Here is an 18,895-nt window from a genome sequence, read left to right as displayed (position 1 = left end):
GTGTGGGGACCGGGTCCTGTCTCGGCCTTACCTGGGTGCGGTGGCGCTGCTGCCCGAACCGGACGACGACTTGACCGACGAGCTCATGCGCTCCGGAATCGGAAACTCGAAGCTCTTGAGGTACCGCTCGTAGCTGCGGTTCGCCACGCTGCCCGCGATGGGGCGCGGCGTGGTGGAGGCGATCTCGCCGCTGCGCTGCCAGGCGAGCAGGCCCTGCGTCGCATCGCCTACCTGCAGCGGTTCGTAGACGAAGTCTTCGTCCTCGGCCATTTCCTCATGGTCGTGCGACGGCACGGGTGCGGTCGCAGGCGCTGCCGTGGGCTGAGCCTGGCTCTTCGTCATCGGCGCGGCGGGCTTGGCCTCCTGCGCCAGCGCGACGGGCGCAAAGACCATCAGTGCGACGCTCACGCCGAAGGCGGACGACAGTGCGGCGAAGCGAAAGGCGTGTTCTTTTTTCATGGAGTGGCTCGTGCGGTCGGAAGGGGTGACGCGGCGGAATCCGCGGTGGACGGGTTCAGCTGGCTCGCGGTGCGCACGCCGCCCATGCCGGCCCAGCGCGATGCCTTCAGTGCCAGGGGCGGGGGCGCCGCATCGTCCCGCGCCAGCGTCGTGCCGCTCGACAGCGGGCGAACGGCAAGAGGCGTGGCGAGGGGAGCGCCACCGGTTGCCGCGAGCGGCGCACCGGTGCGCAGTTGTTGCGCGGCTTCGCGCACGGCTGCGCGCGTGGCTGCCGGCATGCGGTTGGCTTCCATCAATCGGTTGGCCTGCTCGCCCTGGTCGGTGGCTTCGAGGTAGAGCGCGAGGTTGGCCTGCGCCTGGGTGTTGGTCGGGCTCAATTGCAGCGCCTGCATCAGCGGCAACCGCGCATCGGCGATCTGTCCCGCGCGAAGGCTCGCATAGCCCAGGTCGCTGAGCAGCAGGGCATCGGTCGGGGTCTGGCGCTGGGCCTGCTTGAGCAGTTGCACGGCTTCGGGGAAGCTTCCGCGCGCGCCTGCCAGGAGGCCGAGACCGCGGTAGCCGGCGCTCTCCAGCGGCGTGCCGATGAGGCGCTTGTAGGCCGCCTCGCTCGGCGCGGCCTGGCCGGTCTGGCGCAATGCATCGGCACGCGCGCGCGTGGATTCGGGCGACACGCCCCAGCGCTGCTCCAGCGCATCGATGTGGGCCAGCGATGCGAACCACAGGCCTTCGTTCTGCATCTGCTCGACCAGCCGCAGGTACGTGGCCTTGGTGTCGATGGCGGCGCCGGCCCTGGTGTCGGCGGCCGCCTCGGCAACCGCCCGCTGCTGCGCGTCGTTGCTGGCGGCGTACTGGTCCTTGAGGGTGCCGCAGCCGGCCGCCGCGAGGGCGGCGAGCGCGGCGGCCGTGCAGGCCAGCATGCGGCCTGCCGCGCGGGAGCGCATGGAAATGGCGAGGGTTTTCATTTGGTGACGGCTCCCAGTGAACGGAATATCGCGATGAAACCCGGTCCCGCAGTCACGATGACCAGTGCCGGCAAGAGCGTGGTCACCATGACGCCGGTCATCTTCACGGTGATCTTTCCGATGCGCTCCTTCATCTCCGAGCGCCGGTGCTCGCGCAGCCGGTCGCTGAAGATGCGCAGGGGCTCCTGCACCGCGCCGCCGTGCCGGTCGACCTGCACCAGCAGGGAGACGAGGCCGCGCAGGTCCTCGTTCTTGTGCAGGGTGGCCAGGCGTTGCAGCGAGTGCTCGCGCGTGCGGCCTCGGCTGTACTGGTTGTTGGCCAGCGTCAGTTCGTAGCCCAGCACCTTCAACACGTGCTGGAAGTCGGAGGCCATGATCTGCAGGCTCTGGTCGAGGCTCAGGCCCACGCCCTGCAGCAGCCGAAGCAGGTCGATGAAAAGCGGCAGTTCCTGCGCCGCGCGTTCGCGCCGTCCCGCGGCGATGCGGCCCAGCACCCACTTGGGCGCCATGAAACCGACCACGAAGGAGGCGGCCAGCACGAAGGTCACCGTGCGCTGCGCACGGCCTTCGCCCCAGACCACATAGACCAGGAACGGGAGCACCAGCGCGAGCAGGATGCGCGTGACCAGGAAGACCAGTTGCGTGCGCTTGGAGGGCAGGCCGCACTGGTCGATGAGGTTCCTGTCCTCGTCCGCCACCAGCGCCCGGCCCAGCCGCGAATCGAGCCAGTGGAAGGGCAGCTCGCGGTCGGCATGTGCCGGCGTTTCGGCATCTGGCACGGTCTCGGGGCCGGCCCTGTCGTCTGCCTTGGCATCGGCCGGCGCGCCGGCCTGGCGGATGGCACGGCCGATGACCTGTCCGCTGCGCGTGCGCCGCAGTTCGGCCGCGAACAGCGCGCCGGCGCCGACCATCAGTCCCACGGCCAGCAGCACCAGGGCGAAGATGGCCAACTGGTTGGGCGTGAATGTCATGCCAGCCTCGCCAGGCGGTAGAGCAGCGCGGCGCCCGTCAGCTGCAGGCCCAGCGCGGAAAAGATGAGGATGCGGCCCGTGCCGTCGTTCCACATGCCGAGGAAATAGCTCGGGTTGCTCATGATCAGGAACGCCCCGACGCCCACCGGCAGCAATCCGAGGATCCAGGCCGAGAGCCGCGTCTCCGCGGACATCGCGACGAGTTCGTGCTCTGCCTGCTCGCGGTCGCGCATGAAGTTGGCCACGCGCTCGAGCAGCAGGTCGGCACGGCCGCCGTAGCGCACGCCCAGGCCCAGGATGGACGCGAGCAGAAACAGTTCTTCGACGCGCACGTTGGCGGCGGTCTGGTGCAGCGCGCGGTCCAGGTCCACGCCCGCGCGCACCAGCGCGGCCGAGCGCTCCAGGTGCCCGCGCAGCGGCGTCTCGGTGGTGGAAATCGCCAGCTGGAAGGCGGCCTGCGTGGAGTTGCCGATGGTGATGAGGCGCACCATCGCATCGATGTAGGCGGGCAGCTGGCTCACCAGCTTGCGGCGGAATTTCTGCAGCTGGAGCCAGAGCACGAAGGTCGCGACGAGCAGCATCAGCAGCAGCACGCCGAATGCGGCAAGCCAGCCGCCGAACGCGCCGGCCAGGAGGCAGAGCAGCGCGATGCCCGCCAGGGCCAGCACGATGGTGCGTGGCTGGACCACGCCCACGAGCCAGCCGGGCATGAGCTTGTCGACCATCCCGGTGGGGACGGAGACTTTCGATGTGGCCTCGGTTTCCAGCCAGGGGTCGGTGGTCAGGCCCAGCGGCGGCTCGTTCGCGGCCATGTCCCGCACGGGCATCGGCACCGGCATTCCCTGCGAACTGCTGGCAAGGATCTGCTGGCGCAGGTGGCGCTCCGCGGCCTGCCGCACCTGCCGCTTCCTGGCCCACTGCCACAGCAGCAATCCCGCGGCTGCTGCCAGCAGCGCGATGACGGCTACGACGAGCAGGCCTTCACGCACGGCCGTCTCCCTGCGCCGCCCGCGTCAACGATTGGCGAAAGCGCGTGATCTTGGGCGAATGCGGCGCGATGCCCAGCGACACCCAGCGGTCGCGCTCCTCGCCGTCGGGCGAGACGATGGGCTCGTAGCGGTACAGCTCCTGCATCGCGACGATGTTGTCGTTGACCCCGGTGACTTCGCTCAGCGAAATGATGCGCCGCTGGCCGCCCGAGAGCCGGCCGATCTGCACGATGAAGTCGATGGCGTTGGCGATCTGCCGGCGCAGGCTCACCTCGCTGCCCTGGTAGCCCGCGAAGCCCGCGAGCATTTCCAGCCGGTAGAGGCATTCGCGCGGCGAGCTCGCGTGGATGGTGCCCATCGAGCCTTCGTGGCCGGTGTTCATGGCCTGCATCATCTCGATGACTTCGGCGCCGCGCACTTCGCCCACGATGATCCGGTCCGGCCGCATGCGCAGGCTGTTGCGCAGCAGGTCGCGAATGGAGATGACGCCCGTGCCGTCGAAGCCGCCCGGCCGGCTCTCCAGCCGCACGACGTGGCTGGTGCCCAGGGAGAGTTCGGCGGTGTCTTCGATGGTGATGACCCGCTCGCGCGCCGGGATGTAGCTGGCCAGCGCATTGAGCAGCGAGGTCTTGCCCGAGCTGGTGCCGCCGCTCACGAGGATGTTGCAGCGCGCGCGTACCGCGATCTCCAGCAACTGCGCCATGCCCGCATCGAAAGTACCGAGCTTCACCAGGTCGGCCGGCGTGAGGGGTTCCTTGCGGAACTTGCGGATCGAGACCGAGAGGCCGTCGATGGCCAGCGGCTCGATGATCACGTTGATGCGGCCGCCGTCCGGCAGGCGCGCATCGACCATCGGGTTGGATTCGTCGAGCCGGCGGCCCAGCGGCGCGAGGATGCGGCGCACGATGCGCATCACATGCTCGGCATCGGCGAAGCGCACCGTCTCGCGCTCCAGCATGCCGTGGCGGGAGACATACACGTTCTGGTAGCCGTTGATCAGGATGTCTTCCACCGCCGGGTCGTTGAGCAGGTCTTCCAGCGGACCGAAGCCCGCCAGTTCCTTGGTCAGCGCGTCGGAGATGAGCTGCATCTCGCGGTCGTTGATCGGCACGCGGCGAAGGCGCACGAAGCTGTCCACTTCGAGTTCGACGAACTGCTGGATCGACGCACGCGACCAGCGGCCGAACTCCGCGCCCAGCTCCTCGATGCGGCTCAACAGGTGATCGTGCGTCCAGCTCTTGATGTCCTGGAACTGCTGCGAATTGATGAACGCCTGGTCGTCGTCGGCAAATTCGATATCGTTGGACATGGGGGCTCAACCTTCACTTGGGCTCTTGCGGAAACGCGAAATCAACGCGCTCCAGCGAGGATCTTTGGCCGGCGGCTGGCCTGTTGGAGACATGAATTCCTGCTGCAGGCCTCGGGCCAGCGCGGAGACGGCCTGCGAATACGGGTCGTTGCGCGCGGTGCGCACCAGCATTTCGCCGCGGCTCGCGGCCGACAGCAAAGGCGCGCTGCGTGCGGGAATCACGTGATGCAGCGGCAGCTCCAGGCGCTCGGCGATGTCCTTGGCGGTGAGGTCCACGTGGCTGTCGAACTTGTTGACCACCAGCGAGAGATGCGTCGTGTCGACCTCGCGCGTGCGCAGATCCTTGAGCAGGTTGGCGGTGGAGACGATCGCGCCGATGCTCTGGTCGCAGACCACCCAGGTGCGTTGCGCCTCGCGCACGGTCTGCGCCACGAAGTCGACGGTGGAGAAACCGCCCAGGTCGGCGATCTGGAAATCGAAGAAGTCGGTCAGGCGCTTGATGAGCGCGACCGAGTCGGCATGCGAGATCTCGCGCACCTGCGCGAGGCTCGCGGGCAGCGGCAGCACCGCGACGCCGCTGCTGTGATGCGCCAGCGCCGTGTGCAGCAGGGTCTGGTCGAGCCGGCGCAGGTTGCGAACGCCGTCGACAAAGCTGAAGCCGCTTTGGGTGTCCAGGTAGAGCAGTCCGTCGCGCGCCGGCAGGCCCAGGTCGAGCAGCGCCACGCCGTGGCGCGCGGCGCGTGCCGGGCCGCGCGCGGCCGCTTGCGCCTGTGCCTGCGCTTGCGCGAGCACGTCGTTGAGCGTCAGCGCGAGGCTGGTCGCCAGCGTGGTGACGCCCAGGCCCGCGCGTGCGCCGAGCAGCGCCAGGGTGCGCCCGCGCGTGCTCACCTGCTGGGAACTGCGCCGCTCGATCAGCGTTCGCAGCGTGCTCACCGCATCCGCGGGGGGCGCCGAGATGTCGACGAAATCGTCCACACCCGCGCGCAGCGCTGCGAGCATGGCGGCAGGCTCGGACGAGACGCCGGTGGCGAGCACCGGCAACGCGGGCCAGTCGCGCTTCAGGCGCTGATGCAGCGGGCCGGCGGTCTCGCACTGGTCGAGCGAGAAATCGATGAACACCGCCACCGGACCGAGCAGCGCGATGCGCTCGTCGATCGACTTGGTGTCCGGGCCGAGCACCACCACCGAGCCGAGGCGGGAGAGCGCATCGGTGAGCCAGGTGATGTGGCTGCCGTTGCCCGATGCGAACAGGTAGGTTTCTGCGCCCACTTCTGGAAGGTTGTCGCGTGGAGCGTTCATGGTGCTGCCTGGCGAGGAGGGGGCTGTGGCTGTCAACGCGAGAAACCCGGGACTGCGGTATCGATCGCGCCGCCCAGGAAATACGAACGCCACACGGCGCCGTCGCGTTGCTCGGCGCTGCCGGGCAGGTAGGGCGCGAGGTCGGTGCCGCGCGCGATGGGCTTGACCAGGTGCGGCGTGACCATGATCACGAGCTCCTTCTCGTTCATCTGGTACTTGTTCTGCTTGAAGAAGGACCCCAGGATCGGCAGGTCGCCCAGCAGCGGCACCTTGTCGGCGTTGGAGGTGGTGGTGCGGCTCACGAGGCCGCCGATGATGAAGCTCTCGCCGTCGCCCAGTTCCACCGTGGTGTCCGCGCGGCGCGTGGTGATGGCCGGAACCGCCACGCCGTTGATGCTCAGCGAATTCGTGTAGTCCAGGTCGCTGGCTTCGGGCGCCACCTTGAGCACGATGCGTTCGTTCGACAGCACCGTGGGCGTCAGCGTGAGGCCGATGCCGAAGGGCTTGTATTCGATGCTGGTGGTGCCCAGGCCCTGCGGCACCGGCACCGGCAGCTCGCCGCCCGAGAGGAAGCTGGCGCTCTGGCCCGACATGGCCACGAGCGTGGGCTCGGCGAGCACGCGCGCCATGCCGTTGCCTTCGAGGAAGCCGACGTTCAGGCCGATGCCGGCCTTGCTGAAGTTGAACAGGAGGCTGAAGGCTTGCGCGAGCGGATTGTTGTATTCGCCGCTGATGGTGCCGTCGGATGCAAAGTTGGCGGACCTGAGCGACGAGGGCGAGAACACCCCGAAGCTGAAGCCGTTCGAGTTGGTGCGGGTGCTGAAGATGTTGAGCCCCGCCTGCTTGAGCACACTGCGGTTGAACTCCACCACCTTCACCTCGACCTGCACGGTGTTGCTTCGCACGTTGACGATCGAGCGGTCGTTCAGTTCGGCCTTGTCGGGGGTGCTGGCCAGCGCGGCGTCGCGCGCCTGCTGGTGCGCCGGCATGCTGTCCATGGTGCCGTTGAGCGTGGACGAGCGGCGGCGCACTTCGAGCGTGTAGGTGGTGGCGGCGTTGTTGCCCTTTTCCCAGACCATGAGCGTGGTGCGCCCGGCGGCCTTGCCGGTCACGATCAGCCGGGCGGCGGGGGAATTGGGTGTCTTGCGCGTGATCGTGACGCCGGCCACGGCTTCGTCGCCGATCGCCATGCGGTCGATGCCCTTGTCGATCAAGAGCTCCTGCTGCGTGCCGGCGCCCAGGGTGAGCGTGCGCGGTTGTTGCAGTTGCACCGGCTGCAGCGGCGATGGCTGCGCTTTCTGCGAGCGCCCCGCCTGCGCCGACTGCGTGTCGGCGGCGGTGGATGCCAGCGGCCAGACAGCCTGCGCCGTCGCGCACAGGGCGATCAGGGACGGCCGCAGCAGCCGCGATGAAACTTCCCCGGGACTGCGAGTGGCGCTGGTCGTCGGCTCGCTGGGCGTGTTGTGCATTTGTTGTTCCTGGATGACGGGTGTCGTGCTGCGCAATCGGCAATCAATCAGTAGTTCACGGTTTCGCTGCGCTCGCCGCGAATGACCTCCACCTGCAGTCCCGTGCGGGCGGGGCCGGCGGCGCGCGGGACGGCGCTGGCGGCCCGCACTTCGGCCACCTGCGGCCGCACGGCCGGGCCCTTGCCGCCGGTGACCAGGTCGGCAGCGGTGAGGCCGGCCTGGGCGCGGTCCAGGCCTTCGAGCGGCGCGCGGCGCGCCTCGCCCGCCTTGGCCTGCACGGGCTGCAAGGCGGTCGGCAGGTCGGCGAAGAGCTTGGGGTCCGGCTCCGACATGTCGTTCGGGTTGCGCAGGGCCAGCATCAGCCTGCCGCTGGCGTCGCCGATGGTCAGGCGGTTCACTTCATCGACGGGCACCGCGAGCACCGCGGTGCGGGCGGGCTCGGCGCGCTGGGCTTGCTGTGCCGCGGCCTTGTCGGTTCCCTTGGGCGGCAGGCCGTCGACCGATGCGTTGCCGAATGCCAGCACGCGCTTGCGCGACAGGAGCAGGCGGGCCTGGCTGCGGTCCACGTCCTTGCCGTCCGACTTGAGCGTGATGAAGACGTCCACGAAATCGCCGGGCTGCAGCTTGTTGCCCACGCCCATGACCTCGTCGGCCTTCACCGCGACGGCACGCTCGCCCTCTGCAATTCGCAGGGCGAGGCCCGAGACCAGCTGGTTCTCCATCACCGGCGTGCCCTCGGCGAGATCCAGCACGGGGACGCGGCCGGCGGCGACGGCCACGTCCTGGAATGCGCCTGCCGGGTTGATCGTCAGCCGCTCCACGCGCAAGGCGTCGGCGGGGATCGCCTGGCCCGCGGGCAGCGGCTTGGCGGCGACGACGACCGGATAGACCAGCACCTGCTGCGCCTTGACGGTCGCGGGTGCCGGGCCGTTGGCCTGCGCGGTCTGCACGGGTGCCTGCCGGCTCAGCATCCAGGCATAGCCGCCCAATGCGATGGCCAGGAGCACCAGGATGGCTGCGAGGATTTTGGTGAGATTGATCATGGGCGGCGGGCTGAGGAGTGAGAGCAAGCAGTCATGAAAAGTGAGGAATGAATGGCCTGCAGTGACAGAGAGGCAGGAACTGCTAGCTCTGTCGTCCCCAGACCATCCATGCCGCCGTGGCCATGGCCAGGTAAGCCGCGTAGGGAATGAAGCGAGCCCGGCGCGGTGCGGTGCCGCCGTTGGCTGCCAAAGTCGGACCCGCCAGGATCGAGATGAGCCGCGGGGAAAAGGGCCAGCGTTGCAGGAGATGCCACAACGCGCTGTGTGCGCCGGCCAAGAGGCTGGCGACGATCCAGATGGGACCCATGGCGGCCAGGCCGACCCAGAGTCCGAGAGCGCCTGCGAATTTCACGTCGCCTGCTCCCATGAGGCCGAAGGCATAGAAAAGCAGCAGGAAGCCGAAGCCGACGCCTGCGCCGAGGAGCGCCTGGGTCCAGTCGATTCCGAAAGGCTGCATCCCGAGGGCGAGTGCAGCGAGAGCCGCAGCGGCTCCTGCAAGCACAAGCCAATTCGGGACGCGGCGTTGTCGGAAGTCATAGACGGTGACGAAAAGAAGCCAGAGCAGGCATCCCAATGCCACGGCCGTTCTTAACCCGCGGGAGCTGGAGCGGTAGGGAGTGCGTCGCGAATTCGCTCAAAAACCGTCACAAGTCTGGTGCCCACTCCGGGAAGCACGGACACGATCGCAATTGAAATCAGGCCCGCAATAATTCCATATTCAATTGCGGTAGCACCTTCTTCGTCGCGCAGAAAACGAGTAATAGAACTAAGCATGGTTTACCCCTTTAGGAAGTGTTAACAACGACTGACGATGTGGATGTTATACAGCGTAACTCCGTGTATCAACAAGAGAAACCCGAGGGAGTGAGGTCCTTCGTGTGATATTGGAGAAGGACTAGCAGGATGGCGGCCAACTTCCTGCGACCTGGACCCAGGCGATCCCGGTCAGGTCAGTTAACAATCGTGAGACGTATTTTTCCCTCTGTAAACCGGCCCCAGACTCCCATGAAGATGGGAGGGGACGTTACGGTCTCGGGAACGCGCGAAGGGCGGGTGTTACGGGGACAGAGGCGTTACGTGTTACGTAGCACCGGGTATGTAACAGAGAGTTGTAACGCGCAAATTAGGCGCTGCGCGTGCGCAAAATTTCACAGATCGAAGGGGGTGGCCGCATCGCCGAGAGGGTCTCGGCCGGCCGTCAGCCGAGGATTTCCTCGTGGAAGAGCTTCCACTCGGTACCCTGTTTGAGCCAGTACTGGCGCCGGGTGCGTCCGCTCTTCTCGCCTTCGAAGACTTCGCCGAAGGTGGCGACCATGGTGTCGTCGCCGTCGCGCCAGTGCAGGTACGACATGTCCTTGAACTGCACGCGCTTGCCTTGCGCATATTCGACTTCGTCGTGCAGCACCGAAATACCTTCGGTCGTTTTTTTGCTGTTGCGCTGGAAATCGGGCAAATAGAATTTCTTCAATTGCGCTTCATTTCCGCTGGCGCGTGTATCTTTCCAGGCGGTAATTGCGCTATTAAATGCCTGGGCTTCTTTTTCGGCCTGCGGCGGCGATATCCATTGCAGGCTGCGGGCTGTGACCACCGGCGTGGCGCCGATCTGCACCTTTCGCAGCAACTGCTTCAAGTCCGGGTTGGCCATGACCACGCAACCGTCGCTGGCCAGCGGCGCCCGCGCGAACTGCTGGGGCGGCGTGCCGTGCAGCCAGATGCCGCCGCCGGTCTTGCCGCGCCGCACGTCGTACGGGTTCGGGTAGTTGATGGGCAGGGCGCCCGCGCCGTAGAAGTCCTTCAGCGACTTCGGATCGAGGCTGCTGGTGATGTAGTAAACGCCCAGCGGCGTGCGGGCGTCGCCCTCGGTGACCTTGTCGGTGCCCGACTTGCCCACCGAGATGTAGTAGTCGGCCACCAGCTTCAACCCCTTGTCGGAGTTCTCCATCAGGTACAGGCGGGAGCGCGAGGCATCCACCGCGATGGCGTAGCGGCTGCGCGTGGAGAGCGACAGGAACTGCGAGGGCACGGTGCCCGCGGGCGGCCTCTCGCGCAGGGCCTGCAGGCGGCGGCGCGATTCCTCGTGCAGTTCGGCCATGGCCGGATTGCCGCGCAGACGCGCGATGCCGGCGCTGTCGGGGAGCGAATTCGTGGGCGGCACCTGCGCGGCGAGCAGGTCGCCGTAGACGAGCTGCGCGAGCTGGAAGTTGGGATAGTCCCGCACCAGGTCGCGGGCCTTGGCCAGCGCGGGGCGGGACTGGCCGCGGCCGAACATCTCGTAGACGGAAATCAGCCGGGCTTCGGCGCTGCTGGCTTCCTGGATGGAAGCGGCGGGCGCGGACCTGCGAGCGGGTTTGGCAGCGGCGGCGGCGACGGACGCGCTCCGCGCCTCCGCCAGCGATGCCTTCTTGCCCTTGGCCTGCACCGACTTGCCGGCGCCGCCCCGGGCTTCCTTGCCGGCAGACCGGCTGCCTGTTGCATGCGCGGCGCTGCGGCTGCCGGCGTTCTTGCCGGCCTTGGCGCTGTTGCTGCTGTTTGTTTTTGCGCTGCCCGGCTTGTTCGATGCGAAGGCGCCGCCGGGCGCCGCCAGCATCAGTGCCGATGCGGTCATCAGCACTGCGAGCAGGTTCCCGCGGCGCGGGAACGGAGGATTCTGAAGCCGGCCGCGCCGGACGATGTCTGTCACTAGCCGCCGACGCTTTCCTTGCGAATGTGCCATTGGTTGCCCGAGCGCTGCAGGTCCAGCGTCTTCCGGCTCGAGATGTTGAGGCTGTCCGCGCGATAGATCTGGCGGAACTTGGCCGTGGCGTTCTGGCCGTCGACCTTGATCACCAGGTTCTCGATGTTCACGCTGATGCTCGACTTGCCCACGATGCGCGCGCGCCGGTCTTCTTCCCAGGCCTTGCGGCTCTGGCCGCCGCCGGGGGTGAAGTCGGGGCCGTAGGCGGCCAGGTATCGGTCCATGTCCTGGCCGGCCCAGGCCGAGGCCCAGCCGCGCACGGCGGATTCGATCTCGGCGGTGGCGGCCGATGCGGCGGCAGGGGCGGGCGCGGGCGTCGGTGCGGCTTCGGGCGCCTTGGCCGGGGCCGCAACGGGTGCGGGTGCTGGCGCCGGTGCAGCGGCGACCTTGGCAGCCGGTGCGGGAGCAGGCGCAGGCGCAGCAGGGGCCGGCGTTGGCGCGGGCGGTGCTGCCTTGACCGCAGGCGCGGGCCGCTCCGGCGCGGCCGAGGCGACCAGCGCCGCGGGCTTGGCGCCCGGCGGCGTCGGTGTGAAGAGCGTGCGGATCACGGCCAGCTTGGGCTGCACCGCGGTGTTGTTCTGGTCCAGCTGCAGCGCCTTGCTGTAGGCCTGGCTCGCGAGCCGGGCGTACACGTCGCCGAGGTTTTCCTGGGCGGTGGCGTAGCTGGGGTTGGTGCGAATGGCGCTTTCCAGCGCGCTGCGGGCCTTGTCGAACTGGTTCTGGCTCGCGTAGATCACCGCGAGGTTGTTGTACGGCTCGGGCAGCTCGGGGGCGTCCAGCGTGAGCTGGGTGAAGGCGGCGATCGCCTCGGCGCGCTTGCCGGTGTCCAGCTGGATCACGGCCTTCAGGAAGCGCATCTGCGGATCGCGCGGCTTGTCTTTGAGGAATGCATCGGCCTTGGTCATCGCCTCGTCGAGCCTGCCCGCCTGCATGAGGCGGTCGACGTCTTCATGCTCGATCGCGGCCAGTGCCGGGAGTGCCACGCCGCAGGCAACGGCCAGCAGCAGTGCGCGCATGGTGGGAGAAAAACTGAAGCGGGCGCGAGGCCGGGGGCTCTTGGGCATTGCGGACAAGACCTCGTAGGGGGTGGATAACGCAGCAGTGCTGGGCGGCAAGGATTGTAAGTGGGCCAGTTAACCTTCTGACACAGGGATGACGGTGTTTCGTCTTGCCCGCAACGGCCCGTCCCCGGGCTTTCCCCGATGGGCCGCCGATCGCCCCGCCGCCGGGCGCAAAAAGCAGGCCCGCGCAGTACAGTGCCGCCGTGGACCGCCTCCAAAGCATTGAAACTTTCGTTCGCGTCGCGCAGACCCAGAGCTTTGCGGAGGCCGCGCGGCAGTTGCGGGTGGCCAATTCGGTGGTCACCACGCGCGTCAAGCAGCTGGAGGAGTTTCTCGGCGCGCCGCTGTTCCACCGCAGCACGCGCGTGGTCCGGCTCAGCGACATGGGACAGGCGTTCCTGCGCGACTGCACCGAGCTGGTCGGCCGCGCCAACGACATCGTTGACCAGATGCGCGATGCGCGCGGCACCCCGTCGGGCACGCTGCGCGTCCATGCGCTGACCGGCATGGTGCTGGGCCGTTTCGCCTCGCTGCTGCACGAGTTCCACACCACCTACCCCGACATCCACCTGGAGCTGATCGTGAGCGATGCGGTGGTCGATCCGGTCAAGGCCGGTGTCGATTGCGCGCTGCAGATATTTCCCGCGGCCTCGCAGGAGCTGGTGTCGCGCCCGCTCTTTCCGGTGCGGCGGCTGCTGTGCGCCACGCCCGCCTACCTCGAGGCGCACGGCACGCCGGCCACGCCGCGCGAGCTGCACCGCCACAAGCTGGGCCTGTACTCGGGCTATCCCACGCGCGACCGCTGGACCTTTCATCACAAGGGCGAGCAGACCACCATCTACCTGGCCGCGGCGCTGCTCACGAACAGCGTGCACCTGCTGCGCGAATACGCGCTGGAGCACGCGGGCATCGTGTGCCTGCCGACGCTGGTGGCGGGCGATGCCATCGCGCGCGGCGACCTGCGCGTCGTGCTGGCGGAGCACCAGCTCTCGTCGTTCTCGCTGAGCGCGGTGTATGCGGGCACCTCGCGCAATGCGCTGAAGCTGCGTCTGTTCATCGAGCACATCGCCACGCGCTTCACCCGCGTGCCGCCCTGGGACGCCACGCTGATCGAGCGCGGAATGATCCCGGCCGAACTCATTGAATTCAGCCGGTCGAGCGGCTAGCGATCCCGGGTAAACCCGGCCGATTGTTCGGAGACTCCGAATAATCCTCTTCCAATCTGGTCCCTACCGGCGGGACGGCATGACTCCTAGAGTTCGCTCATCCAAGGAGACAAGCCATGACAGCCCCCGCTTCCACCACTTCGACTGCCTACAAGACCCGCTTCGGATCGCTCGAGCATTTCGAGAAAGGCCACGTCGAGCCGATCGACGACGACGTGCGCCACTACGCGTTCTCCAACTGCTTCGAGATCGCGAGCACCAGCAAGCCCTACGAGAAGGTCGTGTTCGGCCAGAACCAGATCTACGTGCTCGAGACGCTGCGCGCCGAAGGCACCTCGCCCTGGTTCACCTGCGCGCACGACGAGTTCGCGCTCGTGATGGATGGCGATGTCGAAGTGCACCTCGTGCAGCTCGACGCGAGCCAGGCCGTCGCCGACACGGAAAAGAACGGCGCCGTGCTCGTGAAGGGCGAGCCCAAGGGCAGGAAGATGGGGTGGATGAAGCTCTCGCGCGGCCACCAGGGCCTCTTGCCGAAGAACACCGCCTACCAGTTCCGCACCGCCGGCAAGCCGGGTGTGATCGTGCTTCAAAGCTGCAAGGGCGATCTCTCCGTCGAGAAGTGGGCCGACATCTGCCAGTCGCATTGAACGCAGCACGCATCCAGGAGCCACACACCATGAACGCACCCGCAGAACTCGCCCGCGTGATCGCATCGCAGCCCGACGCCACGCTCGGCTACAAGGACTTTTCGCTCGGCAGCTTCAGCTTTCGCCGCGACGAATATTTCGTGCACATCGGCTGGAAGACCCGCGACGGCCGCCCCATGAGCCACACGCTGGACGCCGGCAACTACCTGCGCGCGTTGATGCGCGACGTGGCCTGGGGCTTCTTCTACGGCTGGGTGAATTTCGACGACGTGTTCGGCACCGTCAACCACTACGACTCGGTCGACCTGTACGCCGGCAGCTTCAACGGCACGATGAAGGACGCGGGCATCGACCTCCTGGAAAACTTTCCGACCGCGCAGATCCGCGCCACCTTCGAGGCCATGCTCGACGACTGGACCAACGAGGCCTTCGACCCCTTCAGCGCGCCGCAGGAAACCGGCTCGCCCTACGGCCGCAAGAGCGGCAACAACACCGCCAAGATCACCCGGGCGCGCGAGCTTGCCAAACGCTGCGTGGGCCTGAAGGGCGACCTCGACCTGCGCAGCGACGCGCGCGGCGCGCCGGTCAACCGCGCCTTCGCCGACGTGCCGCAGGCCGAGCCCGAGCTGCACCCCGAGCCCGGCTTCGAGAACGAAGTGCACGCCTTCAACCTCTTCGGCTTCCTGAGCCGCTCGCAGGTCACCTGGAACCCGAGCTTCACCTCGGTGGTGAAGCACAGCTACATGTGCCCGACGACCGAGGAGCACATCCTGCCGATCATCCACGGCAACGACCGCGTCGAGTGGTTCTTCCAGATGACCGACGAGATCCACTGGGACTGCGGCGACAAGAACACCGGCAAGCCCATGGCGCGCGTGATCATGAAGGCCGGCGACATGGCCGCCATGCCCGCGTACTGCCGCCACCAGGGCTTCAGCCCCAAGCGCTCGATGCTGCTGGTGTGGGAGAACGGCTCGCCGAGCCTCGTGTACGAGATCCAGAAGGGCGAGTCGCCCGAGATCCCCGTGCAGTTCTGAATGGCTCCCTCTCCCGCGCGCGGGAGAGGGCTGGGGTGAAGGTGGTGCTCGAGCCACCGTCGCTCCCTCACCCCGACCCTCTCCCCAACGGCAGAGGGAGGAATGCAAAAACATGAAGCCCAATGACATCGCCACTGCGGCAGGCCTTCGCACGCCCATCCGCCACCAGCTCTTCATCGACGGCCGCTTCGTCGATGCGGAATCCGGCGAGACCCTCGCCACGCTCAACCCGCACGACAACACGCCCATCGCCGATGTCGCGCTCGCAGGCAAGGCCGACGTCGACAAGGCCGTGGCCGCAGCTAGGCGCGCGTTCCCGAAATGGAGCCGCATGGCCGCAGCCGACCGCGGCCGCATCCTGCTGAAACTCGCCGACCTCATCGAGGCCAGCGGCGAGGAGCTCGCACGCCTCGAATCGCTCGACACCGGCCACCCCATCCGCGATTCGCGCCGCCTGGACGTGCCGCGCACGGCCGCATGCTTTCGCTACTTCGGCGGCATGGCCGACAAGTTCCAGGGCGAGACCATTCCGGTCGAAGAGGGCTTTCTCAACTACACGCTGCGGGAGCCCGTGGGCATCGTCGGGCAGGTGGTGCCGTGGAACTTTCCGCTGATGTTCACCAGCTGGAAGATGGCACCCGCGCTCGCGGCCGGCAACTGCATCGTGATGAAGCCGGCCGAGATCACGCCGCTCAGCTCGCTGCGCATCGCCGAGCTGATGGCCGAGGCGGGCCTGCCGCCCGGCGTGGTCAACATGCTGCCGGGCCTGGGCAGCGTCGCGGGCCAGTACATCGCAGAGCATCCGGAGATCGCGAAGATCGCCTTCACCGGCAGCACCGCGACCGGCCGGCGCATCGTGCAGGCGAGCGCGGGCAACTTGAAGAAGGTGCAGCTCGAACTCGGCGGCAAGGGCCCCAACATCGTGTTCGAGGATGCGAACCTGCAAGCCGCCGTCAACGGCAGCGCGTGGGCCATCTTCCACAACCAGGGGCAGGCCTGCATCGCGGGCTCGCGGCTGATGCTGCACGAGAAGATCGCCGATGCGTTCCTCGCGCAGTTCATTCCGCTCGCAAAGTCGATACGCCTGGGCAACCCGCTCGACGACGACACCGAGATGGGCCCGCTCACCAGCGCGCAGCACCGCGAGCGCGTGCTGGGCTACGTCGAAGTGGCGCAAGGCGAGGGCGGCGAACTGCTCGCCGGCGGCAAGTCGCCCGGCGGCGATCTTGCGAAGGGCTGCTACGTCGAGCCCACCGTGATGCGCGCGAAGTCGTACAAGGACCGCGTGGCGCAGGAAGAAGTGTTCGGCCCCTTCGTCACCGTGCTCACCTTCAGGAACGACGAAGAGGCGATGCAGATCGCCAACGGCACCGACTACGGCCTGGGGAGCGGCCTGTGGACCAACAACCTGCAACGCGCCCACAAGGTGGCGCGCGACCTGCACGCCGGCATGGTGTGGATCAACAGCTACAAGCGCGTGAACCCCGGCTCGCCCTTCGGCGGCGTCGGCCAGAGCGGCTACGGCCGCGAAATGGGGTTCGATGCGATGCGCGAATACACGCAGGTGAAAAGCGTGTGGGTGAACGTCGACGCGCAGATACCGCCGCACTTCGCGCGCTGACCCCTGACCGGGCGGCATCCAACACACAAGAGACGGAGACAACCATGACATTCAATCGCAGGCAATTCACGCAGGCCACCGCCGCACTCGTCGCCTCGGGCGCGGCACCGCTGGTGTTCGCGGCCGACACGCTCAAGATCGGCTACGTCTCGCCGCAGACCGGCCCGCTCGCGCCATTCGGCGAAGCGGACAAATGGGTCATCGAGCAGATGAAGACCGCGTTCAAGGACGGCATCGGCGTCGGCGGAAAAAAGTACGCGGTGCAGATCGTGCTGAAGGACAGCCAGTCGAACCCCAATCGCGCGGGCGAGGTGGCCAACGACCTGATCCTCAAGGACAAGGTCGCGCTGGTGCTCACGGCAGGCACGCCCGAAACCGCCAACCCGGTGAGCGATGCCTGCGAACTCAACGAGGTGCCCTGCATCTCCAGCGTGGTGCCGTGGCAGCCGTGGTTCTTCGGCCGCAAGGGCGATCCGGCCAAGGGCTTCAACTGGACGTACCACGTGTTCTGGGGGCTCGAAGACGTCATCGCCAACTACACCAACGGCTGGAAGACGCTCGCCACCAACAAGAAGGTGGGCGGCCTGTTCCCGAACGACGGCGACGGCAACGCATGGGGCGACAAGGAACTGGGCTTTCCGAAGCCGCTCGCGCAGATGGGCTTCACGCTCACCGACCCCGGGCGCTTCCAGAACGGCACGCAGGACTTCAGCGCGCAGATCGCCGCCTTCAAGAAAGAGGGCGTGGAAATCGTCACGGGCGTGGTGATCCCGCCCGATGCCAAGACCTTCCTCACGCAGGCGCGGCAGCAGGGCTTCAAGCCCAAGGTCATCACGCTGGGCAAGGCGCTCCTGTTCCCCGGCGCGATCGAGGCGCTCGGCGACCTGGGCGACGGTCTTTCGACCGAGGTGTGGTGGAGTCCGTCGCACCCGTTCACATCGAGCCTTACGCAGCAGAGCGCGAAGGCGCTGGCCGAGGCCTATGAAGCCGGTGCGAAGAAGCAGTGGACCCAGCCCATCGGCTTTGCGCATGCCTTGTTCGAGGTGGCGGCGAATGCGTTGGGCCGTGCGAAGTCGCTCAAGGCGGGCGACGTGCGCGATGCGGTCGCATCGACCTCGATCGACTCGGTGGTCGGCCCCGTGAAGTGGGGCGGGCAGGGGCCGTTCAAGAACGTGAGCAAGACGCCGCTCGTGCTCGGCCAGTGGGGCAAGGGCAAGAAGTACAAGGTCGAGCTCACCCTCGTGAACAACGAGGCGGCCAAGAGCATCCCGACCGGCGGCGCGCTGCGGCTGCTCTGACATGGCGCTGCTGGCACTGCATGCCGTGAGCAAGGCCTACGGCGCGCTCAAGGTCACCGACGGCATTTCGCTCGCCGTGACCGAGGGCGAGACGCTGGGCATCCTCGGCCCGAACGGCGCGGGCAAGACCACGCTGTTCAACCTGATCTCGGGCGACGTGCGCGTCGATGCCGGGCGCGTGGAGTACGCGGGACGCGACGTGACGCGGCTCAAGCCGCACCAGCGCTGCCACGCCGGCATCGGCCGCAGCTACCAGGTGCCGCAGCCGTTCGGGAACATGAGCGTGTTCGAGAACCTCGTGACGGCGGCCTGCTTCGGCGGGCAGCAGACCGAGCGCGATGCGTGGCGCACGGCGCATGAGGTGCTGGAGCAGACGGGCCTGATGCCGCATGCGAACAAGCCGGCAGGCGGGCTCACGCTGCTGGACCGCAAGCGCCTCGAACTCGCGCGCGCACTGGCGACGAAGCCGCAACTGCTGCTGCTCGACGAGATCGCGGGCGGCCTCACCGAGCCCGAGGCCGCGGTGCTGGTCGACGAGCTCAAGCGCATCAAGGCGCGCGGCGTGACGATGATCTGGATCGAGCACGTGGTGCATGCGCTGCTGTCGCTGGCGGACCGGTTGTTCGTCATCAACTTCGGGCAGAAGCTGGCGGAGGGCGAGCCGCGCGCGGTGATGAACGACCCGGAGGTGCGGCGGGTGTACATGGGGATGGAGGCATGAGCGCGCTGGGTTGTCTTCGCATTGCTCCTTCCCCTTCCGGGGGAAGGTCGGGATGGGGGCACGACGGCGCTGGTTTCCCCTTGGCGCTTCATCGAACGCCGCTGGGGCC

At 67.5% G+C, this 18,895-nt stretch carries 18 protein-coding genes; 6 read left to right on the top strand and 12 right to left on the bottom strand.

What is annotated here, in order from left to right:
• Window positions 1–27: 27 nt before the first annotated feature.
• The 12 genes from RT97_RS32190 to RT97_RS26505 all read right to left on the bottom strand — a co-directional run bounded on the left by RT97_RS32190 (window position 28) and on the right by RT97_RS26505 (window position 12,299).
• Window positions 28–459, bottom strand: coding sequence for a DUF3613 domain-containing protein (locus RT97_RS32190; RefSeq protein WP_052810759.1), 432 nt, complete (start codon window positions 457–459; stop codon window positions 28–30).
• Window positions 456–1,421, bottom strand: a complete 966-nt coding sequence (locus RT97_RS26550; protein ID WP_042581857.1) for a hypothetical protein — start codon at window positions 1,419–1,421, stop codon at window positions 456–458. Before RT97_RS26550 ends, RT97_RS32190 begins: the two co-directional genes overlap by 4 nt.
• Complete coding sequence (locus tag RT97_RS34210) at window positions 1,418–2,392, bottom strand: type II secretion system F family protein (protein WP_042581856.1); 975 nt, start codon at window positions 2,390–2,392, stop codon at window positions 1,418–1,420. Before RT97_RS34210 ends, RT97_RS26550 begins: the two co-directional genes overlap by 4 nt.
• Window positions 2,389–3,381: a type II secretion system F family protein gene (locus RT97_RS26540; protein WP_042581855.1), complete on the bottom strand. Its 993-nt coding sequence runs from the start codon at window positions 3,379–3,381 to the stop codon at window positions 2,389–2,391. The genes RT97_RS34210 and RT97_RS26540 overlap by 4 nt, the downstream gene beginning before the upstream one ends.
• Window positions 3,374–4,690: a CpaF family protein gene (locus tag RT97_RS26535; protein WP_042581854.1), complete on the bottom strand. Its 1,317-nt coding sequence runs from the start codon at window positions 4,688–4,690 to the stop codon at window positions 3,374–3,376. The genes RT97_RS26540 and RT97_RS26535 overlap by 8 nt, the downstream gene beginning before the upstream one ends.
• A 6-nt stretch (window positions 4,691–4,696) precedes the next feature.
• Window positions 4,697–5,989: an AAA family ATPase gene (locus RT97_RS26530; RefSeq protein ID WP_042581853.1), complete on the bottom strand. Its 1,293-nt coding sequence runs from the start codon at window positions 5,987–5,989 to the stop codon at window positions 4,697–4,699.
• A gap of 32 nt (window positions 5,990–6,021) precedes the next feature.
• A complete protein-coding gene (locus tag RT97_RS26525; protein WP_042581852.1) occupies window positions 6,022–7,458 on the bottom strand; it encodes a type II and III secretion system protein family protein in 1,437 nt (478 codons plus the stop codon).
• Between the two features lie 47 nt (window positions 7,459–7,505).
• Window positions 7,506–8,501 (bottom strand): Flp pilus assembly protein CpaB, encoded by a 996-nt coding sequence (cpaB, locus tag RT97_RS26520; RefSeq protein WP_042581851.1) that lies wholly within the window; start codon window positions 8,499–8,501, stop codon window positions 7,506–7,508.
• 82 nt (window positions 8,502–8,583) lie between these two features.
• Window positions 8,584–9,081 carry an A24 family peptidase gene (locus tag RT97_RS26515; RefSeq protein WP_042581850.1) on the bottom strand — a complete coding sequence of 166 codons (498 nt, stop codon included), beginning with the start codon at window positions 9,079–9,081 and terminating at the stop codon, window positions 8,584–8,586.
• An 8-nt stretch (window positions 9,082–9,089) separates the two neighbouring features.
• On the bottom strand, window positions 9,090–9,275 hold the full coding sequence (locus tag RT97_RS32790) for a Flp family type IVb pilin (protein ID WP_080898444.1): 186 nt from the start codon (window positions 9,273–9,275) through the stop codon (window positions 9,090–9,092).
• Between the two features lie 424 nt (window positions 9,276–9,699).
• Complete coding sequence (locus tag RT97_RS26510) at window positions 9,700–11,214, bottom strand: L,D-transpeptidase family protein (protein ID WP_042581849.1); 1,515 nt, start codon at window positions 11,212–11,214, stop codon at window positions 9,700–9,702.
• Window positions 11,181–12,299 carry a nuclear transport factor 2 family protein gene (locus RT97_RS26505; protein WP_042581848.1) on the bottom strand — a complete coding sequence of 373 codons (1,119 nt, stop codon included), beginning with the start codon at window positions 12,297–12,299 and terminating at the stop codon, window positions 11,181–11,183. The genes RT97_RS26510 and RT97_RS26505 overlap by 34 nt, the downstream gene beginning before the upstream one ends.
• Before the next feature lie 200 nt (window positions 12,300–12,499).
• On the opposite strand from RT97_RS26505, the gene RT97_RS26500 reads away from it, so the two are divergent.
• The 6 genes from RT97_RS26500 to RT97_RS26475 all read left to right on the top strand — a co-directional run bounded on the left by RT97_RS26500 (window position 12,500) and on the right by RT97_RS26475 (window position 18,786).
• Window positions 12,500–13,462, top strand: a complete 963-nt coding sequence (locus RT97_RS26500) for a LysR family transcriptional regulator (RefSeq protein WP_042581847.1) — start codon at window positions 12,500–12,502, stop codon at window positions 13,460–13,462.
• A 116-nt stretch (window positions 13,463–13,578) separates the two neighbouring features.
• Entirely contained in the window at window positions 13,579–14,109 is a 531-nt protein-coding gene (locus RT97_RS26495; protein WP_042581846.1) for a hypothetical protein, read from the top strand.
• A gap of 29 nt (window positions 14,110–14,138) precedes the next feature.
• Complete coding sequence (locus tag RT97_RS26490) at window positions 14,139–15,146, top strand: hypothetical protein (protein WP_042581845.1); 1,008 nt, start codon at window positions 14,139–14,141, stop codon at window positions 15,144–15,146.
• 157 nt (window positions 15,147–15,303) lie between these two features.
• A complete protein-coding gene (locus tag RT97_RS26485; RefSeq protein WP_042581996.1) occupies window positions 15,304–16,767 on the top strand; it encodes an aldehyde dehydrogenase family protein in 1,464 nt (487 codons plus the stop codon).
• 44 nt (window positions 16,768–16,811) lie between these two features.
• Window positions 16,812–18,065 carry an ABC transporter substrate-binding protein gene (locus RT97_RS26480; protein WP_042581844.1) on the top strand — a complete coding sequence of 418 codons (1,254 nt, stop codon included), beginning with the start codon at window positions 16,812–16,814 and terminating at the stop codon, window positions 18,063–18,065.
• A 1-nt stretch (window position 18,066) separates the two neighbouring features.
• Window positions 18,067–18,786, top strand: a complete 720-nt coding sequence (locus RT97_RS26475) for an ABC transporter ATP-binding protein (RefSeq protein WP_042581843.1) — start codon at window positions 18,067–18,069, stop codon at window positions 18,784–18,786.
• Window positions 18,787–18,895 lie beyond the last annotated feature (109 nt).

This window comes from Variovorax paradoxus (genome assembly GCF_000834655.1).
Classification (GTDB): Bacteria; Pseudomonadota; Gammaproteobacteria; order Burkholderiales; family Burkholderiaceae_C; genus Variovorax; species Variovorax paradoxus_F.
This window is presented reverse-complemented; position numbering and strand designations above follow the sequence as displayed.

What these genes read in the sequence shown, in the direction of transcription:
- RT97_RS26525 (WP_042581852.1), bottom strand. Translation starts at nt 7,458, where the DNA reads ATGCACAACACGCCCAGCGAGCCGACGACCAGCGCCACTCGCAGTCCC.
- RT97_RS32790 (WP_080898444.1), bottom strand. Translation starts at nt 9,275, where the DNA reads ATGCTTAGTTCTATTACTCGTTTTCTGCGCGACGAAGAAGGTGCTACC.
- RT97_RS26490 (WP_042581845.1), top strand. Translation starts at nt 14,139, where the DNA reads ATGAACGCACCCGCAGAACTCGCCCGCGTGATCGCATCGCAGCCCGAC.
- RT97_RS26550 (WP_042581857.1), bottom strand. Translation starts at nt 1,421, where the DNA reads ATGAAAACCCTCGCCATTTCCATGCGCTCCCGCGCGGCAGGCCGCATG.
- RT97_RS34210 (WP_042581856.1), bottom strand. Translation starts at nt 2,392, where the DNA reads ATGACATTCACGCCCAACCAGTTGGCCATCTTCGCCCTGGTGCTGCTG.
- cpaB (WP_042581851.1), bottom strand. Translation starts at nt 8,501, where the DNA reads ATGATCAATCTCACCAAAATCCTCGCAGCCATCCTGGTGCTCCTGGCC.
- RT97_RS26505 (WP_042581848.1), bottom strand. Translation starts at nt 12,299, where the DNA reads ATGCCCAAGAGCCCCCGGCCTCGCGCCCGCTTCAGTTTTTCTCCCACC.
- RT97_RS26535 (WP_042581854.1), bottom strand. Translation starts at nt 4,690, where the DNA reads ATGTCCAACGATATCGAATTTGCCGACGACGACCAGGCGTTCATCAAT.
- RT97_RS32190 (WP_052810759.1), bottom strand. Translation starts at nt 459, where the DNA reads ATGAAAAAAGAACACGCCTTTCGCTTCGCCGCACTGTCGTCCGCCTTC.
- RT97_RS26480 (WP_042581844.1), top strand. Translation starts at nt 16,812, where the DNA reads ATGACATTCAATCGCAGGCAATTCACGCAGGCCACCGCCGCACTCGTC.
- RT97_RS26510 (WP_042581849.1), bottom strand. Translation starts at nt 11,214, where the DNA reads ATGGCACATTCGCAAGGAAAGCGTCGGCGGCTAGTGACAGACATCGTC.
- RT97_RS26475 (WP_042581843.1), top strand. Translation starts at nt 18,067, where the DNA reads ATGGCGCTGCTGGCACTGCATGCCGTGAGCAAGGCCTACGGCGCGCTC.
- RT97_RS26495 (WP_042581846.1), top strand. Translation starts at nt 13,579, where the DNA reads ATGACAGCCCCCGCTTCCACCACTTCGACTGCCTACAAGACCCGCTTC.
- RT97_RS26530 (WP_042581853.1), bottom strand. Translation starts at nt 5,989, where the DNA reads ATGAACGCTCCACGCGACAACCTTCCAGAAGTGGGCGCAGAAACCTAC.